The following is a 24,050-nucleotide window of genomic DNA, read 5'->3' on the forward strand; positions in this document are numbered from 1 at the left end:
ACGCCGAAGTGACCGGATTACAGGTGCAGGTGTGACGGAGGTGCAGGACGATGGCCGGTTTCCGGAGTCTGGCGAGACAGGTCCGCGATCCGCGGTGCGATCTGGCCTTGCGGCGCTATTCGCTGCGCAAGTGCCTTGAGAGGTTCGCCCCTTACGGGCACAGGGCGACCTGGGACCATTTGTGCGCCCGGGCGGGATTCGGTCCCGAGGACCGGTCCCCCGATCCAGTGCGGCTCGTGGCCGCACTGGACGAGCTGGAGGAGGCGCGGGCGGTCTGGCTGGCCTACGAGGTCGAGTTCGCCGAGCGCCGCAAGAAGGAGAAGCACGACGGACTGCGCCGGCCGGGCAGCGTGGACGACTGGCACCGGCTGACCTGGGGCGGTTTCGGCGTGGCGTGGTGCGACGATCCGGCGGTCCATCCCCGTGAACCGCTGGCCGAGGTGCTGCGCCGGCTGATCGCCGCGCTGGAGCGCGAACCGGGCTCGGCGTGCCCGGTGTGCGGCGGGGAGCAACTCGCCTGGAAGTACGACCTGGACCACGAACCATCGGCGGGTCCGGTCTGCACGGACTGCGGAATCCTGGTACCGCGTCCCGTGCTCACGTCCGAGTCCCTGGCGTTCGCCAGGCGGGCGCGGCCACTGTTGATGTCGGCTTGACGAACGCGGGTGCGCGGGGGGTGCGCCGGGGATGCCGCACCCCCACTGTCGCCGCCGGGGCCGGCTGTCAGTGGTGACTGGCACCATCGGGACATGGTGCAGGTGTGTCTGAACGGGACGCGGGGAGCCGCCGACGGTGCGGCGGTGCCGCTGTCGCCCGAGGCGATGGCCGAGTCCGCGGCGGAGGCTGTCGCGGCCGGGGCCACGGATGTCCATGTCCATCCCAAGACACCGTGCGGGCGGGACACACTGTCGCCGCGGGTGCTCGCGGTGACGCTGGAGGCGATCCGGGCGCGGGTGTCGGTGCCGGTCGGTGTGACGACGGGGGCGTGGGCGGAGCCGGACCCCGCCGCCAGGCTGGAGCGTGTCCGGGGCTGGACCGTGCTGCCCGACCATGCGTCGGTCAACTGGCATGAGCCGGGGGCGGAGGAGGTGGCCGCCGCGCTCCTCGATCTCGGGGTGGGGGTGGAGGCCGGTATCTGGTCGGGGACGGACGGGGCGGAGCGGTTCGCCGCGTCTTCGCTGGGGCCGAGGGTTCTGCGGGTGCTGGCCGAGGTGACGGACACGGACGCGTCGAGCGCGGTGGCTTCCGCGCGGGCGTTGCTGTCCGGCATCGGATCCGCCCATGGCCGGCCTGTGCTGTTGCACGGGGAGGACGGGGGTGCTTGGCCTGTGCTGCGGCTCGCGGGGCGGCTGGGGGTGGCTACGCGGGTCGGGCTGGAGGATGTGCTGGTGCTGCCGGACGGGAGGCGGGCCGGGTCCAATGCGGAGTTGGTGGTGGCGGGGTTGGGTGAGTACGGGGCGGGTTGATGGCCGGGTACTCGGCACCGGTGCTGGGGGCGGGGCGTCGCGCAGCCCGGCGTAGCGGGGTGCCGCTGCGCCCACCCGTGCCGCCCCTAGCGGCACGCATGCCCGCAGCTAGGGCGGCAGACTTGCCCGCAGCGGGCGTTACGCCCGCCCCTTGTCGACCATCAGGCGGGAGCCCGTGCGGCGTTCGCCGAAGGCGTCGTCCGGGTTGGAGAGGACGCAGCCTTCGAGGGAGAGGCAGCCGCAGCCGATGCAGTCGGTGAGGTGGTCCCGAAGGCGGTTCAGCTGCTTGATGCGTTCGTCCAGTTCGGAGCGCCAGGCCTCCGAGAGATGCGCCCAGTCCTCCTTCGTCGGCGTCCGCTCCTCGGGGAGTTGCGCCAGCGCCTCGCGGATCGTCGCCAGCGGGATACCGACCCGCTGCGCGGCCCTGATGAAGGCGACCCGGCGGAGCGTGTCACGCGAGTAGCGGCGCTGGTTGCCGGAGGTCCGGCGACTGCCGATCAGGCCCTTGGACTCGTAGAAGTGCAGCGCGGAGACGGCCGCACCGCTGCGCGCCGCGAGCTGGCCGACCGTGAGCTCATGGATCTTCTCTGGAATCTGGGGCACCCATCGAACCCTACCCAGTCCGTTGACACGACCCCCCGGCGCCGACCATGCTAAGCAGTCGCTTAGTAAAACAGCATCCCTGACATGCGAGAGGCCGGGACATGGCACAGCCGAGGATCTTCACGTCCGTCGACGACCTGAAGTCGGCGGTGGGCGAGCAGCTGGGGTACACCGACTGGCTCGACATCGACCAGAAGCGGATCGACCTCTTCGCGGACGCCACCGGTGACCACCAGTGGATCCACATCGACCCCGAGAAGGCCGCCGCGGGCCCCTTCGGCACGACCATCGCGCACGGCTATCTGACCCTGTCGCTGCTGCCCCTCTTCGGGCCGCAGCTGATCGCCGTCGAAGGCGTGAAGATGGGCGTCAACTACGGCACGAACAAGGTGCGTTTCCCCGCGCCCGTGCCGGTCGGTTCCCGGCTGCGCGCGACCGCCACGATCACCGGCGTCGAGGAGGTGACCGGCGGTGTCCAGGTCACCGTCGCCTTCACCCTGGAGCGCGAGGGCGGCGACAAGCCCGTCTGCGTCGCCGAGTCCGTGGCGCGCTACTACTTCTGAGCCGGCGCCGGTTCCCCGGCTCCGACCATCCGCAGCACGAGGTCGGCGTACAGCGCGCCGACCTCGTCCGGCGTCCACGGCCCGTCGACGTTGAACCAGCGGGCCACGTCGATGCAGAGGGAGAGCACCGCGAGGGTGGTCCCCTTGACGTCGAGCACGTCGAACTCGCCCGACGCCACGCCGTCTTCGATGACCCGGTGCACCTCGTCGTCGCACTGCCGGCGCAGCGCGAGGATCTCGGCCCGGGCGTCAGGACCGAGCGAGTCCAGCTCGTACTGGACGACCCGGGCCGTGGTGCGCCCGCCGGCGTGCCAGCGGACGAAGGAGCTGACCGCGTCGGCCAGACGCTCACGGGCGCTGCCCTCGCGCCGGGCCGCCGTCCGCAGGATCTCCAGGGCCTTCGCGTGCCCGATCCTGCTGATGCGGTGCAGCAGCTCTTCCTTGGTCTTGTAGTGGATGTAGAGCGCGGCGGGGCTCATCCCGGCGCGACCCGCGATGTCACGGGTCGTCGTGGCGTGGTACCCGCGCTCGGCGAAGGCCTCCACCGCGGCGATCAGCAGCCGCCGCGCCGCGTCGGGCGTGACCTCGCCCCACGCCTGCGCCTCGCCGCCGGCCGTCTCCTCCGCCGTACCCATCACGTGCCCCTCTCCACTGGCAGGGGCACCACCATACCGTTGAAGGTGAGCGGGCGCTTAGTGCGGCCGGTCAGTGCTTCTCGAAGGGGGTGTAGGCGGGCGCCGCCGCCCCCTCCTGCCGGTCCCGGATCACCTTGGCCAGGGTGAAGGAGGAGGTGACCAGGTACAGGACGGCGATGGCGAGGAAGCCCCGGACCCAGGCGTCGGCACTGAGCTGGTAGATGCCGATGGCGGTGGCCGCCATGGCGACGGCGAAGGAGGCGACGGCCTGGCCGTAGAAGGCCGCGGTGTTCTGCTTACCCGGTGTGTCACTCATGGGGGCAAGCTTCGGCCGAAGTGGCCCGCGCCACATCCGCCGACGTACTCAGAAGGTACTCAGAACGCCGAAACCCCCGTCAGCGCACGCCCGATGACCAGCTTCTGGATCTGGCTGGTGCCCTCGTAGAGGGTCATCACGCGGGCGTCCCGCAGCAGCTTGCCCGCCGGGTACTCGTCGATGTAGCCGTAGCCGCCGAAGACCTGGAGCGCGTTGTTCGCTGCCCGGACGGCCGCCTCCGAGGCGAACAGCTTGGCCTTGGACGACTCGACGGCGAACGGCCGCCCCCGGTCGATCAGATCGGCGACCCGCCACGTCAGCAGCCGAGCGGCGTCGACGTCCACGGCGATGTCGCTGATCAGCTCCTGGACGAGTTGGTGCTGAGCGATGGGCTTCCCGAACTGCTCGCGCTCGCCCGCGTACCGCACCGCCGCGTCCAGCGCGGCCTGGGCTATGCCGACACAGCCCGCGGCGACCGACATCCGGCCCTTGGCGAGGGCCGACATGGCGACCGAGAAGCCCTTGCCCTCCTCCCCCAGCAGCGCCGAGGCGGGCACGCGTACGTCGTCCAGCACCAGTTCGGCCGTGGCCTGGCCGCGCAGCCCCAGCTTCCCGTGGATCGTGCGCCGCGTCAGGCCGGGCGTGTCGGTCGGGACGAGGAAGGCGGAGACGCCCTTGTGGCCGGGGGCGTCCGTGGAGCGGGCGAAGAGCAGGACGACATCGGCCCAGGTGCCGTTGGTGATGAACATCTTGGTGCCGCTGATGACGTAGTCGTCGCCGTCCCGCACCGCCCGCGTCGCGAGGTTGCCCGCGTCCGAGCCCGTGCCCGGCTCGGTCAGGCCGAAGCAGCCGACCGTCTCGCCGGACGTGAGCCCGGGCAGCCACCGCCGCTTCTGCTCCTCGCTCCCCCAGGCGGCGACGGTCTTGGCGACGAGCCCCAGCGAGACGGAGACGATGCCGCGCACGGACGAGTCGCCCCGCCCCAGTTCCTCCGTGACCAGGCAGTACGCGAGGTGGTCGCCGCCGGAGCCGCCGTACTCCTCGTCGATGGTCAGCCCCAGGAAGCCGATCTCGCCGAGCTTCTTGACGAGTCCGCGGTCGACTTCCTCGGCGCGGTCCCAGGCGATGACGTTCGGGGTGATCTCACGCTCCACGAAGTCCCGCGCGAGCCGCCGGACCGCGGTCTGCTCCTCGCCGAGTTCCAGGTTCACCACACGTCACCCCAGGGAAGGCCGTACGTCATTGAAAGCCGTACCTTTAAATTAGCACTGCTAGTTTCTAGGCACAGCCCTACTATGTGCGCCATGGCCCGACCGCGCAAGCCCTTGCTCTCCACCGACCGGATCGTCGAGACGGCCCGCGCGCTCGTGGACGCGGAGGGCCTGGCGGCGGTCTCCACCCGTCGGCTCGCCGCCGAACTGGGCGTCAGCGGGCCCTCGCTCTACAACCACTTCCGTACGAAGGACGAGATCCTGGAGGCGGTCGCCGACTCGGTGAGCGGCCAGGTGGACCTGTCGATGTTCGAGGACGGCCGCGACTGGCGGACCGCGCTGCACGACTGGGCCGTCTCCTACCGGGCCGCGCTGCGCGACCACCCGAACATCGTCCCGGTGCTGGCCCGCGGCCCCGGCCGCCGTCCGGCGGGGCTGCGCCTCGCGGACGCCGTCTACGGCGCGATGGTCGCGGCGGGCTGGCCGCCGGCGCAGGCCACGTCCATCGGCGCGCTGATGCGGTACTTCGTGATGGGCTCCGCGCTCGGCTCCTTCGCCGGGGGCTTCGTGGACGACGCGAGCGCCTACGACCCCGCCGACTACCCGCATCTCCAGCAGGCCCATCTCCTCGCCGAGCAGCAGGAGAAGATCGACGAGCGGGCCTTCGAGACGGGGCTGACGGCCCTGCTGGACGGGCTGGCACGCCAGTACGAGCAGGTGCGACGGACCGCATAGGCACACGTCGGCACAGGCACACTTCGGCGGCGGCCGAACGGTCCGTGTTCCATGCTGGGGCCATGACGAAGAGGGACCCCCGGGCCACGAGCCTGGCACGGCTCGCCGGGCTGTTCGCGGACGAGACCCGGGCCGCGTGCCTGCTGGCGCTGCTCGACGGGCGGGCCTGGACCGCGGGCGAGCTGGCGCGGCACGCGGGTGTCGCCGCTTCCACGCTGAGCGAGCACCTGAGCAGGCTCGTCGCGGGCGGGCTGCTCGCCGAGGAACGGCAGGGCAGGCACCGGTACGTCCGGCTGGCCGACGCGCGGGTCGCGCAGCTGGTGGAGGACCTGGCCGCACAGGTCGCACCGGGCACTGCCGTACGGCCGCGGAGCCTGCGGGAGTCGAGCGCGGGTTCGGCGATGGCCCGGGGCCGCACCTGCTACGACCATCTCGCCGGCCGGCTGGGCATCGCGGTCACCGACGCGCTCACGGCACGCGGGCTGTTGCGGCAGGAGACCGGGTTCGCGCTCACCGACACGGGCGTGGCGTGGTTCGCGTCGGCCGGTATCGGTCTCGAACGGCGTGGCCGGCGTCCCCTGGCGCGGGCCTGTCTCGACTGGACCGAACGCCGGCCCCATCTCGCGGGCGTGGCGGGCGCGGCCCTGTGCCGGCACGCCCTGGACACGGGGTGGTGCGTGCGCATCGGCTCCGAACGGGCCGTGAAGGTGACGGCGGCCGGTGAACAGGCCTTCCTCGATCTGCTGGGCGTGGAGCCGACGGCGCTGCGCTGACCTCGTATCCCGGCCGGACCGGCCGGACACACCACCGCCCGGCATGCCTCGACACCCCGTCCGAAATCCGCGAGCGTCCGTCCCTCCACCCCTCCTAGCCTCTGGAGCATGATGAACACCTCCCCGTCCCGTCCCGACCGCCGTGCGGAAGTGCTGGCCGCCGGTGCTGCCGCGGTGACCGTCGTGCTGTGGGCGTCCGCCTTCGTCTCGATCCGCAGCGCGGGTGAGGCGTACTCCCCGGGCGCGCTGGCGCTCGGGCGGCTGCTGGCCGGGGCGCTGACGCTGGGCCTGATCTGCCTGCTGCGGCGGGAGGGGGTGCCGCCGCGCTCGGCCTGGCGCGGGATCGCGATATCGGGGCTGCTGTGGTTCGGCTTCTACATGGTCGCGCTCAACTGGGGCGAGCAGCAGGTCGACGCGGGCACGGCCGCCCTGGTCGTGAACACCGGGCCGATCCTGATCGCGCTGCTCGGTGCCCGGCTGCTCGGGGACCCCATGCCGCCTCGGCTGCTGGCGGGGATGGCGGTGTCGTTCGCCGGCGCGGTGACGGTGGGTCTCTCGATGTCGGGCGAGGGTGGGTCCTCGGTGCTCGGGGTGGTGCTGTGCCTGCTGGCCGCGGTCGCGTACGCCGGTGGTGTCGTGGCGCAGAAGCCGGCGCTGGGCACGGCGAGTCCCTTGCAGGTGACGACGTTCGGGTGCCTGGTCGGCGCGGTGCTGTGTCTGCCGTTCGCCGGGCAGCTCGTCCAGGACGCCGCCGACGCGCCGGCCTCCGCGACGCTCAACATGGTGTATCTGGGCATCTTCCCGACCGCCCTCGCCTTCACGACGTGGGCATACGCCCTGTCCCGGACGACCGCGAGCAAGATGGGCGCGACGACGTACGCGGCGCCCGCGCTGGTCGTCCTGATGTCCTGGCTGTTCCTCGGCGAGGTGCCGGGGCTGCTGACCCTGGTCGGCGGTGTGCTGTGCCTTGCGGGTGTCGCGGTGTCCCGGTCGCGGTCGCGGGCGGCGGCTCGGGGCGGGGCTCCGGGAGCGGCTCCGGAGCCCCGGCCCGAGGAGGCCGCGGACTCAGCCCGCTGACTCGGCCTCCGCCGCCGGCTCGGTCGCGGGTTCCGCCGATTCCGCCGCACGGGCACGGTCCGCGAGGACTTTGATCGAGACCAGCGCGATCACCGAGAGCACGATGATGTAGCCGGACACGGCCATCGAGGTGCCCGTCGCCTCCAGCAGCAGCACCATGACGAAGGGCGCGAGCCCACCGCCGGCGACGGCCGCGATCTGGTAGCCGAGGGAGGCGCCGGTGTAGCGCATCTCGGGCGTGAACAGCTCCGCGAACAGGGCGGCCTGGGGGCCGTACATGATGCTCAGGAAGCAGCTGGCGACGAACGTGCCGACCGCGAGCCACAGCAGCGAGCCGGTGTCGATCAGCAGGAAGAGCGGTACGGCCCACAGCGCGATGCCGACGGCGCCGAGGGCGTAGATCCGGATGCGGCCGACGCGGTCGGAGAGCGCGGCGGCGGCCGGGATCAGCACGAGCTGGGTGAGGCTGACGCAGAGCGAGACGGTGAGCACCGCGCTCTTCTTCATGTCCAGCTCACGGGTCGTGTAGTCGAGGACACCGGTGATCAGGATGTAGAACGTCGCGGTGTTGACGGCGAAGGAGCCGCCGGCGAGGAGCACCGTGCCGAGGTGACCGCGCATGATCGTGCGCAGGGGCGAGCTCTGCTCGGTCTTCTCCTTCTCCGCGAGGGCGCGTTCGGCCTCCCGGAACGCGGGGGTCTCCTCGACCTTGGTGTGGATGTACCAGGCGAGTCCGAGGACCAGCAGACCGACCAGGAACGGCACGCGCCATCCCCAGGCGGCGAACGCCGAGTCGGTGGTGAGGGCGCCGGCGGCCAGGAAGACCGTGTTGGCGGTCACGACGCCGATGGGGACGCCGAGCTGGACGACGCTGCCGTAGACGCCGCGCTTGCCCTCCGGGGCGTACTCGGTGGCCAGGAGCATCGCGCCGCCCCACTGGGCGCCTACGGCGACGCCCTGGGCGACGCGGAGCAGGACGAGCAGGATCGGGGCGGCGACGCCGATCGTCTCGTACGTCGGCAGCAGGCCGATGCCGGTGGTGGCCACGCCCATCAGGGTGAGCGCGAGGACCAGCATCGGCTTGCGGCCGCGCTTGTCGCCGAGGTGGCCGGCGACGATGCCGCCGATGGGGCGGGCGAGGAAGCCGACGGCGAAGGTGGCGAACGAGGCCAGGACGCCGGCGGTGGGGCTGCCCGCGGGGAAGTAGAGATCGCCGAGGACGAGCGCGGCGGCGATGCCGAAGACGAAGTAGTCGTACCACTCGACGGCCGAGGCGAGCGCTGCCGCGGTGGCTACCCGGCGGCGGTTGCCGGCGGCCGGGGTGGTGGTGGCGGGCTGAGCGGAAGGTGCCGTGTCCATGCGGTGCACGCTCCGGTGGGTGCGGGGACGGAACGGGGGGTGGCTCGGGTTCCGGGAACGTACTGACCGGACGGTATGGACGTCAACGGGTCGCGCACCAGGACTTTTACCTGTACTTGGCACCGACCGCGCGTGCGGGCACGCCTGAGGCCCCGGCCTCGCGAGGAGGCCGGGGTGGCGGGAGCGCCGGGCTAGAAGACGACCAGGGCCCGGCCGCCCTTGCCCGCCAGCATGTTCTCGAACGCGGCCGGGATGCCCTCCAGGGAGATCCGCTCCGTCACCAGCGCGCTCAGGTCGAGGCGGCCCGCCCGGACGTGTTCGGCGAGCACCGGGAGGTCCTCGGCCGGGTTGGAGTTGCCGTAGACGCAGCCTGCGAGGGTGCGGCCCCAGTGGAAGATCTCCAGGGCGTTGAAGGTGACCTGCTGGTCCTTGCCGCCGATGCCGACGACCGTGGTGCGGCCGCCGCGCCGGGTGGAGTCCCAGGCCGTACGGATGGTGACCGCGCGGCCGGCGCACTCCACGGCGACGTCGACGCCCTGTTTGCCGGTGAGGGCGCGGATCTCACGGGCGGTGTTCTCGGAGGCGACGACATAGTCGGTGGCGCCGGCCGCCCGGGCCAGTTCCTCCTTCTCGGCGGAGACGTCGACCGCGACGATCTTCGAGGCACCCGCGATCCGGGCGGCCTGGAGCGCGGCGAGCCCCACGCCCCCGACGCCGAACACCGCGACCGTCTCGCCCGCCCGGACTCGCGCCGAGTGGTGGACGGCGCCGTAGCCGGTGAGGACGGCGCAGCCGAGGAGGGCCGCGTCGGTGAGCGGGACGCCCTGGGGCACGGGCAGGACGCAGGCGGCGGACACGACCGTCTCCTCGGCGAACGCGGCGACGTTCAGCCCGGGGTGGAGGTCGGTGCCCTCGGTGGTGCGGGCGTAGACGTCGGCGGCGCCGTTGAGGGCGTTGGCGCACAGCCAGACCTCGCCGAGCGAGCAGGCGTGGCAGGCGCCGCAGGACGGGGCCCAGTTGAGGACGACCCCGTCGCCGGGCGCGACATGGGTGACACCCTCGCCGACGGCGACGACCGTGCCGGCGCCCTCGTGGCCGAGGACGGCGGGGACGGGGACGCGCATGGTCCCGTCGGACAGGGACAGGTCGGAGTGGCAGACCCCGGCGGCGGCGAGCCGGACGCGGACCTGTCCGGGTCCGGGGTCCGGCAGGTCGATGGCGGTGATCTCCAGCGGGGATCCGACGGCGGGCAGAACGGCGGCGCGGACAGCCATGGCGGAAGGGACTCCCCTGGTTCTAGAACTGGAGGGACTTGGTCTGGAGGTACTCGGCCAGGCCGTGCACGCCGAGTTCGCGGCCCACGCCCGACTGCTTGTACCCGCCGAAGGGCGCGAGGGGGTTGAAGCGGCCGCCGTTGATGTCGACCTGGCCGGTCTCCATCCGGCGGGCGAAGGCCACGGCCTCGGCCTCGTCACCGGCCCAGACGGCGCCGGCCAGGCCGTAGACCGTGCCGTTGGCGATGCGCAGGGCGTCCTCCTCGTCGTCGTAGGGGAGGATCGACAGGACCGGGCCGAAGATCTCCTCCTGGGCGATGGTCATGTCCGGGGTGACGTCGGCGAAGACGGTCGGGCTGACGAAGTAGCCCGTCTCGCGCGGGGCTTCCGGGCCGCCGGCGACCAGGCGGGCGCCCTCCGCGACGCCCTTCTCGATGTAGCCGCGCACCCGGGCCCGCTGCTTGGCGTTGACGACCGGGCCGATGCGGTCGCCGTACTTGGCGGCGGCGGCAGCGGCGAGTTCGACGGCCTCGTCGTACCGGTCGCGGTGGACGAGCATGCGGGTCCAGGCGCTGCACGTCTGCCCGGAGTTGGACATGACGTTGGCGACCCCGACGTTGACCGCCTTGGCCAGGTCGGCGCTCGGGAGGATGACGTTGGCGGACTTGCCGCCGAGTTCGAGGGCGACCTTCTTGACCTGCCCGGCGGCGATCGCGGCGATCTGCCGGCCGACGGCGGTGGAGCCGGTGAAGGAGACCAGGTCGACGCCGGGGTGTTCGGCGAGGGCCTGGCCGGCGACCGGGCCGAGGCCGGTGACCAGGTTGAAGACGCCTGCCGGGATCCCGGCCTCGTGCACCGCGTCGGCGAACAGGCGGGCGACCAGCGGGGTGTCCTCGGCGGGCTTCACGACGACCGTGCAGCCCGCCGCGAGGGCCGGGGCGACTTTGGCGACGATCTGGTGCAGGGGGTAGTTCCAGGGCGTGATCGCGGCCACGACACCGACCGGCTCGTGGTGCACCACTGAGTTGCCGGTCTTCTCCTCGAAGGCGTACGTCGCCGCCAGCTCGGCGTAGGAGCCCGCGACCGCGATCGGCACGCCCGCGTGGACGGCCTGCGAGAACTTCAGGGGCGAGCCGAGTTCGGCCGTGACGGTCTCGGCGATCTCCTCGGCGCGGGCCGCGAGCACGTCCCGGAGGGCGGCCAGGCGGGCCGCGCGCTCGGCGGGCGGGGTCGCGGCCCAGTCCGCGAGGGCGGCGCGGGCGGCCCGTACGGCGGTGTCGACGTCCTCGGCGGTGCCCGCCGGGACCGTGCCGATGACCTGCTCGTCGACCGGGTTCACGACCTCGATCACGTCCTGGCCGGCGGCCGGGCGCCAGGCGCCCCCGATGTACATGCCGTCGTATGCCTTCATCGCGCTTCCTCCGGGGCGGGGCGTCGTCGTCCGGCACATAAACTAGCGGCGATAGTTTTTCGACGCCAGACGTCCCGGTCACCCCGGTCATCACAGCACGGAGCGGGCCCGCCCGGACGTGCGGCTCCTCACTCCCCCAGATCGGGCAGCCGCGCCGGGTGGGGGCAGATGCGGTCGCCGTTCCCGTCGAAGACGAAGAGATGGGCGAGGTCGACGAGGAGCGGCACCTGCATGCCGTGGCGGAGGGCCAGGTCCGGGGTGGTGCGGACGATGAGGTCCCCGGGCAGGCGGGGTTCGGCGGTGGCGGGGACGGCGGCCTCGGGGTGGTCCAGGGCGACCACGGGTCCGGCCCGCCCGGCCGCGGACCGCTCCCGCAGCCGGGTGAGCACCGAGCCCTCGCGGCGGCGCCGCCGGGCGGGGCGGCCGGGGCGAGGGCGCGGGGCCTCCAGTTCGGGGACGATGGCGGGGCTGGAGCCGGTGTTGAAGTGGACGAGGATCTCGTGTCCCTGGAACTCCACATGCTCGACCAGGCCGGTGATCGGCACCTCGCCGGGACGGGCCGAGGAGTGCTTGGCGATCCGGACGGCTTCCGAACGCAGGCCCACGATGACCTCGCGGCCCTGCTGGACCCGCAGCAACTGGTGGTCCAGGGAGAGCGGTTCGGGCAGCCGCAGGAACTGCTTGCCCAGGCTGATGGTCATCGCGCCGTCCAGCGGGGCACGCACCAGACCGCGCAGGAGGTTGATGCGCGGAGTGCCGATGAACGCGGCGACGAAGACGTTGGCGGGCAGCGCGTACACCGCGCGCGGGCTGTCGGCCTGCTGGAGCACCCCGCCGCGCAGCACGGCGACCCGGTCGCCGAGCGACATGGCCTCGGCCTGGTCGTGGGTGACGTAGACCGTGGTGACGCCCAGCTCACCGGTGAGCTGGGATATCTCGGCCCGCAGATGGGTGCGGAGCTTGGCGTCGAGGTTGGAGAGCGGCTCGTCCATCAGGAAGGCGGAGGGGTGGCGGGCGATGGCCCGGCCCATGGCGACCCGCTGGCGTTCGCCGCCGGAGAGCTGGGCGGGCAGGCGGTCGAGGAGGTCCTCGATGCCCAGCATGCGGGCGGTGGCGTCCACGCGTGGGCGGGGGTCGGTGCCGGGGGCCTCGATGCGCAGCGGGAAGCCGATGTTGGCCCGGCTGGTCATGTTCGGGTAGAGGGCGAAGTTCTGGAAGACCATCGCCATGTCCCGGCCGGACGGCGGCAGGTCGTTGGCGTACTCGCCGTCGAGCAGCAGTTGGCCCTCGTCGATCTCCTCCAGCCCGGCGATCATTCTGAGCACGGTCGACTTGCCGCAGCCGGACGGGCCGAGCAGCACGAGGAACTCGCCCGGGGTGATGTCCAGCGACAGCCGGTCCACCACGCGGGCGCCTCGCGTGTAGGCCTTGCTCACGTCGTGCAGGGAGATGGCGCGTGTCATGAGATGCCCCCGAGGGGTCTTCAGGGCGCTGGTGCTCCGCGGACCGGAGGCCCCGCACGGGTCGTACGGGGCTGTGGGTCACGGAAGTTAACGGAATGTGTGCGGCCGGGGGAAGACACCGGGCGGGATCGGGGGCTTCGGTCCATCTGGTGAGAAGCCGGACGGCCTGATTCGGCCAGGGTGTCAGCGGACGGCGGCGAGATGGGCGAACACCACGACGTTCCCGGAGTAGCCCTTCCTGCGGTCGTAGGCGCCGCCGCAGGTGATCAGGCGCAACTCGGGGCGGCCCCGGGCGCCGTACACCTCCTGGTTCGGGAATCGGTCCTTCTCGTACGACTTGATCGCGTCGACCCTGTAGACGGCGATCCGTCCGTCGGCGCGGCGGGCCTTGATCTCCCGGCCGCGCTTCAGCTCCGTCAGCCCCGCGAAGACGGCGGGACCGCGGTCCGTGTCGAGATGCCCGACGGCGACGGCGATGCCCTGCTCGCCGGGCGAGGCGCCGTGCTGGTACCAGCCGACCAGTTTCGGGTTGTCCTCCGGGGGCGCGGTGAGACGGCGTTCGCGGTCGAGGCCCAGGGGCATGATCGGGGCGTCGACGCGGAGGTAGGGGATGAGGAGGCGGGTGGCGCGGGAGCGGGGCAGGGGGTGGGGGGTGGCTGGGGCGCGGGGTGGTCGGGCGGTGGAGGGCTGGGGGCGGGTCTGGGTGCGGGCGGGGCTTTGGGGGCGTGCGGAGGTCGGGGGGCGGCTCGGGTGGGAGGCGCCGGCTGCGGGGCGCAGGCCCGGTGCGGAGTGGCTGCCGGTGGCGGGTTCGGTGGTCTGGGCGCCGGGCCCTTGAGCCGGGGCGGTACGGGATGCGGGTGCCTGTGGCGTACGGGTGCCGGGCCCGGGGGCTCCGGAGGGGCCGGTGGAGCGGCCTGGAGGGGCAGGGGTGGGAGTGGGATTAGCGGAGGCGGCATTGCCCGGCAGGGCAGAGGTGGAGGCGGAGCGACTGGGCAGGGCTGAGGTGGCGGCGGAAGTGTCCGTGGCGCCGACCGGGGCGGTGTCGGAGTCACCCGGCAGGGCGTCCGCGGCTTCGGCGGAGCCGGTCGGGAGAGCCGTGACCGTTTCGCTGGGCTCGTCGCCCGGGTCCCAGCAGACGCCGAGCAGCAGCAAGGAGAAGGCCACCGCGATCGTCCGCGCCAGCCGGTAGGCACGCGTCCGGTACCAGGGCCTGCGGGGCCGCCGGGGCCAGGCCGCGGGGCCACCGCCCCCGCCCCCACGTCGGCCTCCGCCCCCACCGGGCCCCCCGCCCCCACGCCGAACCACGGGCCCGGCACCGGAACCCGGCCCACCCCTTCGCCGACCCGCCGGAGGGACACCGGGCCCGGCCCCTCTCCGGGCAGCGGTGGCAACGGACCCAGAACCAGCCCCACGCCGAGTCACCGGCGTACCAACAGACCCAGAACCAGCCCCACGCCGAGCGACCGGCGTACCAACAGATCCGGTCCGGGCCCCACGCCGAGCCACCGGAGCGCCGTCAGAACGGGAACCAGCCTCGCGCCACCCCACCGGGCTGCCGTCGTCACCAGGCCCAGCCCCACGTCGGCCCCCGGGGGCAGCTCCAGGGCCGCCCCCGCCCCGCCCCACCGAACCCGCACCACCGCCCGCCCCGGACTCGCGCCGCCCCACAGGAGCGGCGCGATACGCGGATGGTGTCCTACGCCGCGCCATCGGGGCGGCGGCGGAGGCGGAACCAGACCGCTCCGGCGACGGCGGCCAGGCCGACGGCGGCGGCGCCGGCGACCGGGGTGAAGGCCTCCGCACGGGCGATGCCGCCACCACCCGCCGGCGCGCCGCCGTTCGGGGTGATGGTGGCCTTGGAGTCCGGGCAGGCGACCTGGAACACCTTGAACTTGCCCGCGCCGTGGGCCCGGTCGGTGAGCCACGTCAGCTTGTACTGCCCGTTGGGCAGGTCGATGAGCGGGCTACGGCCCGCTCCGGCCGCGTTGAGGGTGACCGAGCCGCTCTTGGCCGGCACCTCGGGCAGGGCCTGGATGGTCCAGTTGACCGTCTCGCCCGCCTCGAAGTCGAACGCGGCGAGGTAGAAGTCGCAGACCTTCGAATCGTTGCGGCGATCAGTGGCGGCCGTCTCGGTCGCGTGGATCTTGACGTCCCCGTTGTCCCCCGGAGCGGCGACAGCGGGCACCCCGCTCAGGGTGGTCCCGGCGAGGGTGACAGCGGCGAGGACGGCGGTGCGGGTGCCGGCACGGCGTGCGAGGGGTACGACGGGCATGAACATGCCTCCAAGTCAGATGATTTTCATACAAACACCTCGTCACCTGACTATCTGCCACATGTCACCCGGAAACGCCGGAGCAGCGCCCACGACGCGTCAGATGTCGCTCTTCCGGCCCAACGGCATCCCGTTCCGCCGGGGTTCGGGGTCGTCCGCTCCCCCCGCCTCGCCCGGCTCACGCCGCGACCGCACCGCGACCCCCGCGGACGCCAGCAACAGCACGCCCAGCATCACGAACGGCGCCGCCACCCCCGCGACCCCGGCGATCAGCCCGGCCGCGGCGGGCGCGGCGACCTGGCCCAGCCGGTTGCCGGTCAGACGCAGGGCGAGAGCCGTGGAACGGGCCTCGTCGGGTGCGGCCTGGACGACGGTCGTCATGGACAGCGGCTGCCCGACGCCCAGACAGAAGCCGAGCAGTGCGAGCAGCAGCCCGAGCGCCCACACCGGCACCGGCAGGGCGATTCCCGCGCACAGCAGGGCCGCCAGCAGACACGTCACGGTGAGCAGCGTGGTCCGGCCGAGCAGCCGCAGCAGGGGCGTCAGCACCAGACGGCAGGCGATGGTGGCCGCCGCGCGCAGGCTGAGCAGGAGGCCGATCACGGACGGCGCGATGCCCCGGTGCTCACCGACCACCGGGAGGTACGCGGTGAGGATGTCGGTCGCGGACAGCACGGCGAGGCTGATGAGGATGCCGGCGGGCACGCCCCGGGTGCGCAGGATGCTCCGGACCGGGACGCGGTCGCCCTTGTCCGCGCGGGACGCGGGAGCGGTACGGCGGTGCTCGATGCGCCACAGCGAGGTGAAGGCGACCGCGCCGACCCCGCCCGCCACGACCAGGGCGAGCGCGCTGGTGCCGGCCATGTCCTCGCCGCCGATCAGCGCGCCCGCCGCGATGGGGCCGACCAGCTGGCCGAGCGCCGCGCCGATGGTGAAGTGGCCGAAGTTGCGGTCCTGGTCGTGCGGCGCGGACTGGCGGGCGACGAGGGACTGGGAGCCGATGACGAAGCAGAGGTGGCCGAGGCCCATCACCCCGCTCCACAGGGCCATCGCCCCCAGGGAGCCTGCGACGCCGCTGAGGGCGCAGCCGCCGGAGATCAGGACCACGCCGAAGGGCAGCAGCGGCGCACAGCGGCCGTGGTCGGTACGGCGGCCCAGGGGGACGGCGGCGAACAGCGGAAGCAGCGCGTAGACACCGGCGATCACACCGACGGCGCGTTCGTCAGCGCCCAGCGCGAGGGCCCGGTAGGAGACGGCGGGCCGGGCCATCGACACCGCCGCCTGCGCGAAGCTGAAGGCGATGACGAGACGGAGCAGCCAGCCACGGTTCCCACCGGGCCTCACGATGTCCTCCAACGGAGATCGAACAAGATCAATCCAGCAACATCAATCGAGCGACATCAATCGAGCATCGTCAGATGATGCCGAACAGGATGCCCGCCCCGAGGATGACCAGGCAGGTGAGGGCGGCCCACTTCACGACGAACTTGGTGTGGTCGCCGAACTCCACCTTGGCCATGCCGACCAGGACGTAGACGGCCGGGACGAGCGGGCTCGACATGTGCAGCGGCTGGCCGACCAGCGAGGCGCGGGCCATCTCCACCGGGGAGACGCCGTGCGCGGCACCGGCCTCGGCGAGGACGGGCAGGACACCGAAGTAGAAGCCGTCGTTGGACATGAAGTACGTCAGCGGCAGGCTCAGCACACCGGTGACGATGGCCATGTGCGGTCCCATGCCCGCGGGGATGACGTCCACCATCCACTTGGCCATGTTGTCGACCATGCCGGTCCCCTGGAGGACGCCGGTGAAGACGGCGGCGGCGAAGACCATGCCGGAGACGTTCAGGACGTTGTCGGCGTGGGCGGCCAGACGGGCCTTCTGGTCGGGGATGTTCGGGAAGTTCACGGTGAGGGCCAGCGCGGCACCGAGCAGGAACAGCACCGGGATCGGCAGCCACTCCATGATCATGGCGGTGAGCAGCGCGACCGTGAGCAGCGCGTTGAACCAGTAGAGCTTGGGGCGCAGGGTGGCCCGGTTGGGGTCGAGACCCTGGAAGCCGTCGTCCTCGGCGTCGTCCTCGGTGTCGCCCTCGGCGCCCGAGTCGGCGGCCGCGCCGCTGCCGGAGCCCGTACCGGTGCCGGCACCCGTGCCGCCGCCCTTGCGCATCGAGACCTTGCCGTCGCCGGAGTCACCGGAGCCGCCGGAGCCCACGAGGACCGTCTCGCTCTCCTTCTCCTCCTCCAGCACCTCGTCCAGCGTCAGCATGCCCAGCCGCCGGCGCTCACGCACACCGAGCACGTAGGAGAGGCCGAAGACGAAGAGCAGACCCACCAGGAGCGCCGGGATCATCGGGACGAAGATCTCGCTGGCGTCGAGCTTGAGCGCGGTCGCGGCGCGGGCGGTCGGGCCACCCCAGGGGAGGGTGTTCATCACGCCGTTGGCCATCGCGGCGACACCGGTCATCACGACCAGGCTCATCTTCAGGCGCTTGTACAGCGGGTACATCGCCGAGACGGTGATCATGAAGGTGGTGGAGCCGTCGCCGTCCAGCGAGACGATCGCCGCGAGCAGGGCGGTGCCCACGACGATCCGCATCGGGTCCGCTTTACAGAATTTGAGGATTCCGCGGACGATCGGGTCGAAGAGACCGACGTCGATCATCACACCGAAGTAGACGATCGCGAACATGAGCATCGCCGCGGTGGGGGCGAGGTCGGTCACGCCGTCGAGGACGTAGTCGCCGAGCTTGGCGCCCTTGCCGACGAACACGCAGAAGAGAGCGGGAATCAGCACGAGCGCCGCGATCGGCGACATCTTCTTCATCATGATCAGGACCAGGAAGGTCGCGATCATGGCGAAGCCGAGGATTGTCAGCATGAGTGGGTACCTAACGTTCGCCCTTGAACATTCCACCAGGGCCGGCGGTTCCCGAGACGTTAGGGCCCGTCAAGCAGCGTTAACAAGACGTTGACGTGCGAGCAATAAGCGCAGAACTGCTGGTCACAGCTTTGCTCAGGTCAGCGGCATGAGCTTTTCGGCCCCCGGGGCGCATTCGACGGGCACTCCGTTGAGGACCGCGTTGCCCGACAGCGGGTCGAGCAGACGGCCGTCGAGGAGCTGGTTGACGTTGACGCCGGGGTCGGTCGAGGCGTGGCTGAGGCGGGTGCCGGGCCGGTTGTGGCCCCAGCCGTGCGGCAGGCTCACCACACCCCTGCGGACGGCGTCCGTGACCTCGGCCGGTGCGGTCACCTCTCCCCCGGCGCCCTTCACCCGTACCGGCGCCCCGTCCGTCACGCCCAGCCGTTCGGCGTCCTCGGGGTGGATGTGCAGGGTGCAGCGGTTGGAACCGCCGGTCAGGGCGGGCACGTTGTGCATCCAGCTGTTGTTGGAGCGCAGATGGCGGCGGCCGACCAGGACGAGCCCCTCGGGGCGTTCGGCCAGGGCCGCTCGCAGGCGGGGCAGGTCGTCCGCGATCGGCCCCGGCAGCAGCTCCACCAAGCCGCTGCGGGTCTTCAGCGGCTGGGGGAGCCGGGACCGCAGCGGGCCGAGATCGATGCCGTGCGGATGCGCGAGCAGCTTCTCCAGACAGAGCCCGTCCGGCCGTACGCCGAAGCCGTCGCCGTAGGGGCCGAGGCGCAGCATCATGTCCAGCCGTCGTTCGGGGCCGGTGTCGCCGGTGAGCTGTGCGGCGAGCTCGCGGGGGTCGCGGCCGTGCACGGGAGAGTGGGGTTCCGTCACCGCCTTGCCGAGGGTCTGGTCGATGACCATGTGGTCGACGGCGGCGGGGTCGGCCCCGTGCATGCCCGTCGCGGCGAGGATCAGCCGGGCCAGGATCTCCGTCTCCGCCATCCGGCCGGGTTCCAGCGGGACCGCGGGGCGGGTGTAGCGGACCTGGTTGCGTACGGCGAGGGTGTTGAAGGCGAAGTCGTGGTGCGGGCTCTGGGAGGGCGGGGGCGGGGGCAGCACGACATGGGCGTGACGAGAGGTCTCGTTGAGGTAGGGGTCGACGCTGACCATGAAGTCGAGCGAGTCGAGCGCCTTGTCGAGCCGGTCGCCGTCGGGCGCGGACAGCACGGGGTTGGCGGCGACGGCGATCAGTGCGCGGACCGGCTCGCCCTCCTCGGTGGCGGTGTCGATCTCCTCCGCGAGGGCCGACAGGGGCAGCTCGCCCTTCGCTTCGGGGTGCCGGCTCACCCGGGAGAGCCAGCGCCCGAGGGCGAACCCGCGGCCGGGTCCGGCGGGGCGCGGGGTCCTGTCGGTGGCGGCCTGTGGGAAGAGCGCGCCGCCCGGCCGGTCGAGGTTGCCGGTGAGGATGTTCAGGACGTCGACGAGCCAGCTGGCCAGGGTGCCGTGCGGGACGGTGCAGCTGCCGATGCGGCCGTAGACGGCGGCGGTGGGGGCGGCGGCGAGTTCGCGGGCGAGGGTGCGGATGAGGCCGGCGTCGACGTCACAGGCCGGGGCCACGGCCTCGGGGGTGAACTCCCGCAGGGCGTCGGCCAGTTCCTCGACGCCCTGGACGTGCGGGGTCGGCTCGACGAGGCCCTCGGCGTGGAGCACCTGCGCCATCGCCGCAAGCAGCAGCGCGTCGGTGCCGGGCCGCACGGCGATGTGCCGGTCGGCGAGCTTGGCGGTCCGGGTGCGCCGCGGGTCGATGACGACGAGGGTGCCGCCCCGGGCCTTGAGCGCCTTGAGCTTGCCGGGGAAGTCGGGGGCGGTGCACAGACTGCCGTTGGACTCCAGCGGGTTGGCGCCGATCAGGAGCAGATGGTCGGTGTGGTCGAGGTCGGGCACGGGGATGGCGTTCGCGTCGCCGAAGAGCAGTCCGCTGGAGACATGCTTGGGCATCTGGTCGACCGTGGAGGCGGTGAAGACGCTGCGGGTGCCGAGCCCGGCGAGCAGCACCGTCGGGTAGAGCGCGCCGGCCATGGTGTGCACGTTGGGGTTGCCGAGGACGACCCCGACGGAGTTCGGGCCGTAGCGCTCGACGACCGGGCGGATGCCGGCGGCGACTGCGTCGAAGGCCTCCTCCCAGGTGGCCTCGCGCAGCTCCCCGTCCCTGCGCACCAGCGGGGTGCGCAGCCGGTCGGGGTCGGAGTCGACCGCTCCGAAGGAGGCGCCCTTGGGGCAGATGAAGCCCTCGCTGAACACGTCGTCGCGGTCACCTCGGGCATGGGTGACGCGCGTTCCCTCGATGGTGAGGGTCAGGCCGCAGGTGGCCTCGCACAGGGGACAGATACGCAGGGCGGTGCGGGACACGGGTCCTCCCGGGGGCGGCGGCTACGGTGACGCACGAACGCGCCCGAGCATACCGACCGGTATGCATGGAGGGGAGGCCCTGACGGCACCGGATCGCCTGAGGGGGGCCCTGACCCGCGCACCGGCTCAGTCGAGCACCCGGGACAGATACGCCCGCAGCATCTCCCGCATCTCCTCGATGACCTTCGGGTCCCCTTCCGGTGCGACCCGGAAGGCCAGGTGCACGAGGGTGTCGGCGGTCTCGACGGCGATGAGGAACACCCGGCGCAGCTCCTCGTCGGGCTCGCGGCCGAGGTAGCCGGAGAGGAGCTCGGTGAGGCGGTCGGCGACGCGGTGGTTGGGTTCGGTGTGGCGGGAGCCGACCGGGATCTGGTTGCCGAAGTCGACGAGGGAGAAGCCGGGCGCGGTGCGCTTCATCTCCAGGTACTCGTCGAGCACGGCGTCCATGGCCACCCGCCAGTCCCCGTCGCCCGTCTCCCGCAGGCGCTCGGTGACGCGGGCGGAGTACCGCTCGAGGTTGCGCTGGGCCAGCGCGTCGGCCATCTGGCGTTTGTTGCCGAAGAAGCGGTAGACGGAGCCGATGGGGACGCCGGCCCGCTGGGCGACGGCGCGGGTGCTCAGGGCGTCGTAGCCGACCTCGTCGAGAAGGTCGGCGCAGGCGTCGAGGATCCTGGTCAGGCGTTCGGCACTGCGCCGCTGCACGGGCGCACGACGGAGCGATGTCGCGTGGGGCACGGGCTTCATGATGCCTTTCCGGCGCGGTCCGGTGAACCTCGCCCCCCGATCCGGGACCGGTTGTCCGTCGTGTGCGTCCGCGCTTCCCCCGGGGCGCTCACGCTCGGCGTCGCGCCCGGGCCGGGGTCCGACGCGGTGATGTCGGCCGTGCTCTCCACGGGCCTGCCGTCCACCGCCCAGGCGGTGCCGTCGTCGGCGTAGAGGCGGGCCGTGACGTGGTGCGTGCCGCGCGGCACGAGGTGGGCGGCCAGTCGGTACTCGGAGGTGCGGAGGCGGGTGACGAGACGGCCGTCCACATAGAGGTGCGCGAGTCCGCGCCCGGCGACCGCCTCCCCCGCCGCGCCCGCCGTCGAGAAGCGGAACCTGCGCACGGCCAGCCGGACGTCCCAGCCGCCGCCCGCGTCGGGCTGCACCTCGATGCCGACGTCGGGCGCGTCCGGCCGCGCCACCTGACGGAAGGGCCGGCCCTCGGGGTCCCGGTCCTCCAGGAGCGTGCCCACCGGCGTGGGCGAGGCCCCGCTCCCCCGCTCCCGCGCCCCATCCGAGCCGCAGCCCGCGGCTCCGGCCAGCAGGACGCAGACCGCGAGCAGGGCGAGAGGTCCACGTGTCCACGTCATGTCCGTGAGCGTAGAACGCGTGTCCGACCCGGCGGATCGTTCTCAAGTCGGGTTCAGGTCATCCGTCGAGAGGAGGGCGCGTGTCCCCCTTGCGCCGGGGAAAACGCAATCCTACGGTGTTACATAGGAATCGGACGGCAAGGGAGCAGCGATCAATGAGTGCGGACGCGCGGAAGACCGCCGAAGGGCTGAGCTATCTCTCCGGCTTCGGCAACGAGCACGGCTCCGAGGCCGTCCCGGGCGCGCTGCCCGAGGGCCGCAACTCACCCCAGCGGGCCCCGCTCGGGCTGTACGCGGAGCAGCTGAGCGGCACGGCCTTCACCGAACCGCGGTCCCACAACCGCCGTTCGTGGCTGTACCGGATCCGCCCGTCGGCCGCGCACCCGGCGTTCACCCGGACCCACAACGGCTCGATCCGCACCGCTCCGTTCACCCAGACCGTGCCCGACCCGAACCGCCTGCGCTGGAACCCCCTTCCCGACCCGGCCCCCGAGACGGACTTCCTGGCCGGGCTGTGGACGCTGGGCGGCAACGGCGACGCCACCCAGCGCACCGGCGTCGCCGTGCACCTCTATGCCGCCAACGCCTCGATGGAGCGGGTGTTCAGCGACTCCGACGGTGAGCTGCTGATCGTCCCGGAGCGCGGCGGGCTGCTGCTGCGCACCGAGTTCGGTCTGCTCCATGTGGAGCCGGGCCATGTCGCCCTCGTCCCACGTGGGGTCCGCTTCCGTGTGGAGCTGCTGGACGCTTCGGCCCGCGGTTATGTGTGCGAGAACTACGGCGCGCCCTTCCGCCTCCCCGACCTGGGCCCGATCGGCGCGAACGGGCTCGCGAACCCCCGGGACTTCCGCGCCCCGGTCGCCGCCTACGAGGACGTCGAGGGCCCGGTGGAGGTGGTGAACAAGTTCTGCGGCAACCTCTGGACGGCCACCTACGACCACTCCCCGCTCGATGTCGTCGCCTGGCACGGCAACCATGTGCCGTACACCTACGACCTGCGCCGTTTCAATGTGCTCGGCACCATCACCTACGACCACCCGGACCCGTCCATCTTCACGGTACTGACCTCCCCGTCGGACACCCCGGGCCTGGCCGGTGTCGACTTCGTGGTGTTCGCGCCGCGCTGGCTGGTGGGCGAGGACACCTTCCGGCCGCCGTACTTCCACCGGAACGTGATGAGCGAGTACATGGGCCTGATCGAGGGCGCCTACGACGCGAAAGCCGAAGGCTTCGTGCCGGGCGGGGGTTCGCTGCACAACATGATGTCGGCGCACGGCCCGGACCGGGAGACCTTCGACCGGGCGAGCGCCGCCGAGCTGAAGCCGCACAAGATCGACGACGGGCTTGCCTTCATGTTCGAGACCCGCTGGCCGCTGACCCTCACACCGCACGCGGCCCGGGCGGAACACCTGCAGCAGCGTTACGACGACGTCTGGCAAGGCCTGGAGCGGCACTTCCGTCCCTTGCACTGAACACCCCTGACCGGTACGGATGGCCCGTGACCTCCTTCGCCCCGGACTCGATCGTCCTGAACCGCAAGCTGCCGCTCTGGTACCAGGTGTCGCAGTCACTGCGCGCCTCGATCCTCGGCCGCTCGCCCCAGGACCCGCTGCGCCTGCCCACCGAGGAGCAGTTGGCCGGGCACTACGGCGTGAGTGTGCTCACCATGCGGCAGGCACTGAAGGAGCTGGAGGACGAGGGGCTGATCACCCGCCACCGCCGGCGGGGCACCTTCATCGAGCCGCACGCGCGCAGGGGTTCCCCGGTCCGGCTGCTCGGCTCGGTGGACGCGATCGTGGCCCAGCAGTCCGGCATGACGACCGCACTGCTGGACCACAGCACGATCCCCGTGCCGGGTGAACTCGCCGAGTTCTTCCCGGAGGTGCGGGAGGTCTCGACGTACCACCGGCTGCGCAGCGACGAGAAGACGGGTGAGCCGACGAATCACGCCCGGAACTACGTCCGTCCCGAACTGGCCGCGCGGATCGACCTGGACGACCTCGTCCGGTGGCCCATGACCAAGGTGCTGCGGGACGTGGTCGGAGTGGACATCAGCCGCATCACGGACACGGTGGAGGCCCGGCTGGCCGACCCGGAGACCGCGAAGCTGCTCCAAGTGCCGCTGCTCAGCCCGATCCTGCACTACACGGGCATCACGTACGACACCGACGGCCGGCCGCTGGACGTGGCCGTCATCCAGTACCGGGGGGATCGGTTCTCCTTCACGGTGACTTTGGATGCGTAGTCGTCGGCCCGCGGGCCGGTGGGGGCTCCTGGCACGCA

The 24,050-nt window shown here is 72.3% G+C and carries 23 protein-coding genes; 8 read left to right on the forward strand and 15 right to left on the reverse strand.

Annotated features, from left to right (window positions below; all coding sequences use genetic code 11):
- Positions 1-50: 50 nt before the first annotated feature.
- Both ACIBK5_RS19975 and ACIBK5_RS19980 read left to right on the forward strand, forming a co-directional pair.
- The gene (locus tag ACIBK5_RS19975; RefSeq protein ID WP_399021173.1) at positions 51-656 is read left to right on the forward strand and encodes a hypothetical protein; all 606 of its coding nucleotides are present in this window, start codon (positions 51-53) and stop codon (positions 654-656) included.
- Positions 657-749: 93 nt separating this feature from the next.
- Positions 750-1,466: a 3-keto-5-aminohexanoate cleavage protein gene (locus ACIBK5_RS19980; protein WP_399021174.1), complete on the forward strand. Its 717-nt coding sequence runs from the start codon at positions 750-752 to the stop codon at positions 1,464-1,466.
- A gap of 138 nt (positions 1,467-1,604) precedes the next feature.
- On the opposite strand, the gene soxR is transcribed toward ACIBK5_RS19980, so the two are convergent.
- Positions 1,605-2,069 carry a redox-sensitive transcriptional activator SoxR gene (gene soxR / locus ACIBK5_RS19985; RefSeq protein ID WP_399021175.1) on the reverse strand — a complete coding sequence of 155 codons (465 nt, stop codon included), beginning with the start codon at positions 2,067-2,069 and terminating at the stop codon, positions 1,605-1,607.
- A 101-nt stretch (positions 2,070-2,170) separates the two neighbouring features.
- Here soxR and ACIBK5_RS19990 point away from each other — a divergent pair, with 101 nt between their 5' ends.
- Complete coding sequence (locus ACIBK5_RS19990; RefSeq protein WP_399021177.1) at positions 2,171-2,632, forward strand: MaoC family dehydratase; 462 nt, start codon at positions 2,171-2,173, stop codon at positions 2,630-2,632.
- On the opposite strand, the gene ACIBK5_RS19995 is transcribed toward ACIBK5_RS19990, so the two are convergent.
- From ACIBK5_RS19995 to ACIBK5_RS20005, 3 genes are all read right to left on the reverse strand, one after another.
- Entirely contained in the window at positions 2,623-3,267 is a 645-nt protein-coding gene (locus tag ACIBK5_RS19995) for a TetR/AcrR family transcriptional regulator (RefSeq protein WP_399021178.1), read from the reverse strand. The two genes, ACIBK5_RS19990 and ACIBK5_RS19995, sit on opposite strands and share 10 nt — an antisense overlap.
- A 70-nt stretch (positions 3,268-3,337) precedes the next feature.
- Positions 3,338-3,583: a YiaA/YiaB family inner membrane protein gene (locus ACIBK5_RS20000; protein WP_399021179.1), complete on the reverse strand. Its 246-nt coding sequence runs from the start codon at positions 3,581-3,583 to the stop codon at positions 3,338-3,340.
- A 59-nt stretch (positions 3,584-3,642) separates the two neighbouring features.
- Complete coding sequence (locus ACIBK5_RS20005) at positions 3,643-4,794, reverse strand: acyl-CoA dehydrogenase family protein (protein WP_399021180.1); 1,152 nt, start codon at positions 4,792-4,794, stop codon at positions 3,643-3,645.
- Positions 4,795-4,887: 93 nt separating this feature from the next.
- Between ACIBK5_RS20005 and ACIBK5_RS20010 the strand changes: the two genes are divergently transcribed.
- The 3 genes from ACIBK5_RS20010 to ACIBK5_RS20020 all read left to right on the forward strand — a co-directional run bounded on the left by ACIBK5_RS20010 (position 4,888) and on the right by ACIBK5_RS20020 (position 7,379).
- Positions 4,888-5,529, forward strand: a complete 642-nt coding sequence (locus ACIBK5_RS20010; protein WP_399021181.1) for a TetR/AcrR family transcriptional regulator — start codon at positions 4,888-4,890, stop codon at positions 5,527-5,529.
- Between the two features lie 62 nt (positions 5,530-5,591).
- A complete protein-coding gene (locus ACIBK5_RS20015; RefSeq protein ID WP_399021182.1) occupies positions 5,592-6,302 on the forward strand; it encodes an ArsR/SmtB family transcription factor in 711 nt (236 codons plus the stop codon).
- 111 nt (positions 6,303-6,413) lie between these two features.
- Entirely contained in the window at positions 6,414-7,379 is a 966-nt protein-coding gene (locus ACIBK5_RS20020) for a DMT family transporter (protein WP_399021294.1), read from the forward strand.
- On the opposite strand, the gene ACIBK5_RS20025 is transcribed toward ACIBK5_RS20020, so the two are convergent.
- From ACIBK5_RS20025 to ACIBK5_RS20075, 11 genes are all read right to left on the reverse strand, one after another.
- Positions 7,368-8,738: an MFS transporter gene (locus ACIBK5_RS20025; RefSeq protein ID WP_399021183.1), complete on the reverse strand. Its 1,371-nt coding sequence runs from the start codon at positions 8,736-8,738 to the stop codon at positions 7,368-7,370. The two genes, ACIBK5_RS20020 and ACIBK5_RS20025, sit on opposite strands and share 12 nt — an antisense overlap.
- Positions 8,739-8,929: 191 nt before the next feature.
- Positions 8,930-10,012 (reverse strand): Zn-dependent alcohol dehydrogenase, encoded by a 1,083-nt coding sequence (locus ACIBK5_RS20030; protein WP_399021184.1) that lies wholly within the window; start codon positions 10,010-10,012, stop codon positions 8,930-8,932.
- Between the two features lie 22 nt (positions 10,013-10,034).
- Positions 10,035-11,423, reverse strand: a complete 1,389-nt coding sequence (locus ACIBK5_RS20035; RefSeq protein ID WP_399021185.1) for an aldehyde dehydrogenase family protein — start codon at positions 11,421-11,423, stop codon at positions 10,035-10,037.
- A 128-nt stretch (positions 11,424-11,551) separates the two neighbouring features.
- A complete protein-coding gene (locus ACIBK5_RS20040; protein ID WP_399021186.1) occupies positions 11,552-12,886 on the reverse strand; it encodes an ABC transporter ATP-binding protein in 1,335 nt (444 codons plus the stop codon).
- Between the two features lie 183 nt (positions 12,887-13,069).
- Complete coding sequence (locus ACIBK5_RS20045) at positions 13,070-14,050, reverse strand: class F sortase (RefSeq protein WP_399021187.1); 981 nt, start codon at positions 14,048-14,050, stop codon at positions 13,070-13,072.
- Positions 14,051-14,582: 532 nt separating this feature from the next.
- Complete coding sequence (locus tag ACIBK5_RS20050) at positions 14,583-15,164, reverse strand: hypothetical protein (protein WP_399021188.1); 582 nt, start codon at positions 15,162-15,164, stop codon at positions 14,583-14,585.
- A gap of 93 nt (positions 15,165-15,257) precedes the next feature.
- Positions 15,258-16,502, reverse strand: a complete 1,245-nt coding sequence (locus ACIBK5_RS20055; RefSeq protein ID WP_399021189.1) for an MFS transporter — start codon at positions 16,500-16,502, stop codon at positions 15,258-15,260.
- Positions 16,503-16,572: 70 nt separating this feature from the next.
- Positions 16,573-18,036, reverse strand: coding sequence for a CitMHS family transporter (locus ACIBK5_RS20060; protein ID WP_399021190.1), 1,464 nt, complete (start codon positions 18,034-18,036; stop codon positions 16,573-16,575).
- A 135-nt stretch (positions 18,037-18,171) separates the two neighbouring features.
- The gene (locus ACIBK5_RS20065) at positions 18,172-20,415 is read right to left on the reverse strand and encodes a molybdopterin oxidoreductase family protein (protein WP_399021191.1); all 2,244 of its coding nucleotides are present in this window, start codon (positions 20,413-20,415) and stop codon (positions 18,172-18,174) included.
- A 126-nt stretch (positions 20,416-20,541) separates the two neighbouring features.
- A complete protein-coding gene (locus tag ACIBK5_RS20070) occupies positions 20,542-21,159 on the reverse strand; it encodes a TetR family transcriptional regulator (RefSeq protein WP_399021192.1) in 618 nt (205 codons plus the stop codon).
- A complete protein-coding gene (locus tag ACIBK5_RS20075; protein ID WP_399021193.1) occupies positions 21,156-21,767 on the reverse strand; it encodes a hypothetical protein in 612 nt (203 codons plus the stop codon). The genes ACIBK5_RS20070 and ACIBK5_RS20075 overlap by 4 nt, the downstream gene beginning before the upstream one ends.
- 155 nt (positions 21,768-21,922) lie before the next feature.
- On the opposite strand from ACIBK5_RS20075, the gene hmgA reads away from it, so the two are divergent.
- Together hmgA and ACIBK5_RS20085 are read left to right on the forward strand one after the other, a co-directional pair.
- A complete protein-coding gene (gene hmgA / locus ACIBK5_RS20080) occupies positions 21,923-23,239 on the forward strand; it encodes a homogentisate 1,2-dioxygenase (protein ID WP_399021194.1) in 1,317 nt (438 codons plus the stop codon).
- A 26-nt stretch (positions 23,240-23,265) separates the two neighbouring features.
- A complete protein-coding gene (locus ACIBK5_RS20085; protein ID WP_399021196.1) occupies positions 23,266-24,012 on the forward strand; it encodes a GntR family transcriptional regulator in 747 nt (248 codons plus the stop codon).
- Positions 24,013-24,050 lie beyond the last annotated feature (38 nt).

This window comes from Streptomyces sp. NPDC050546, from assembly GCF_044457425.1.
GTDB lineage: Bacteria > Actinomycetota > Actinomycetes > Streptomycetales > Streptomycetaceae > Streptomyces.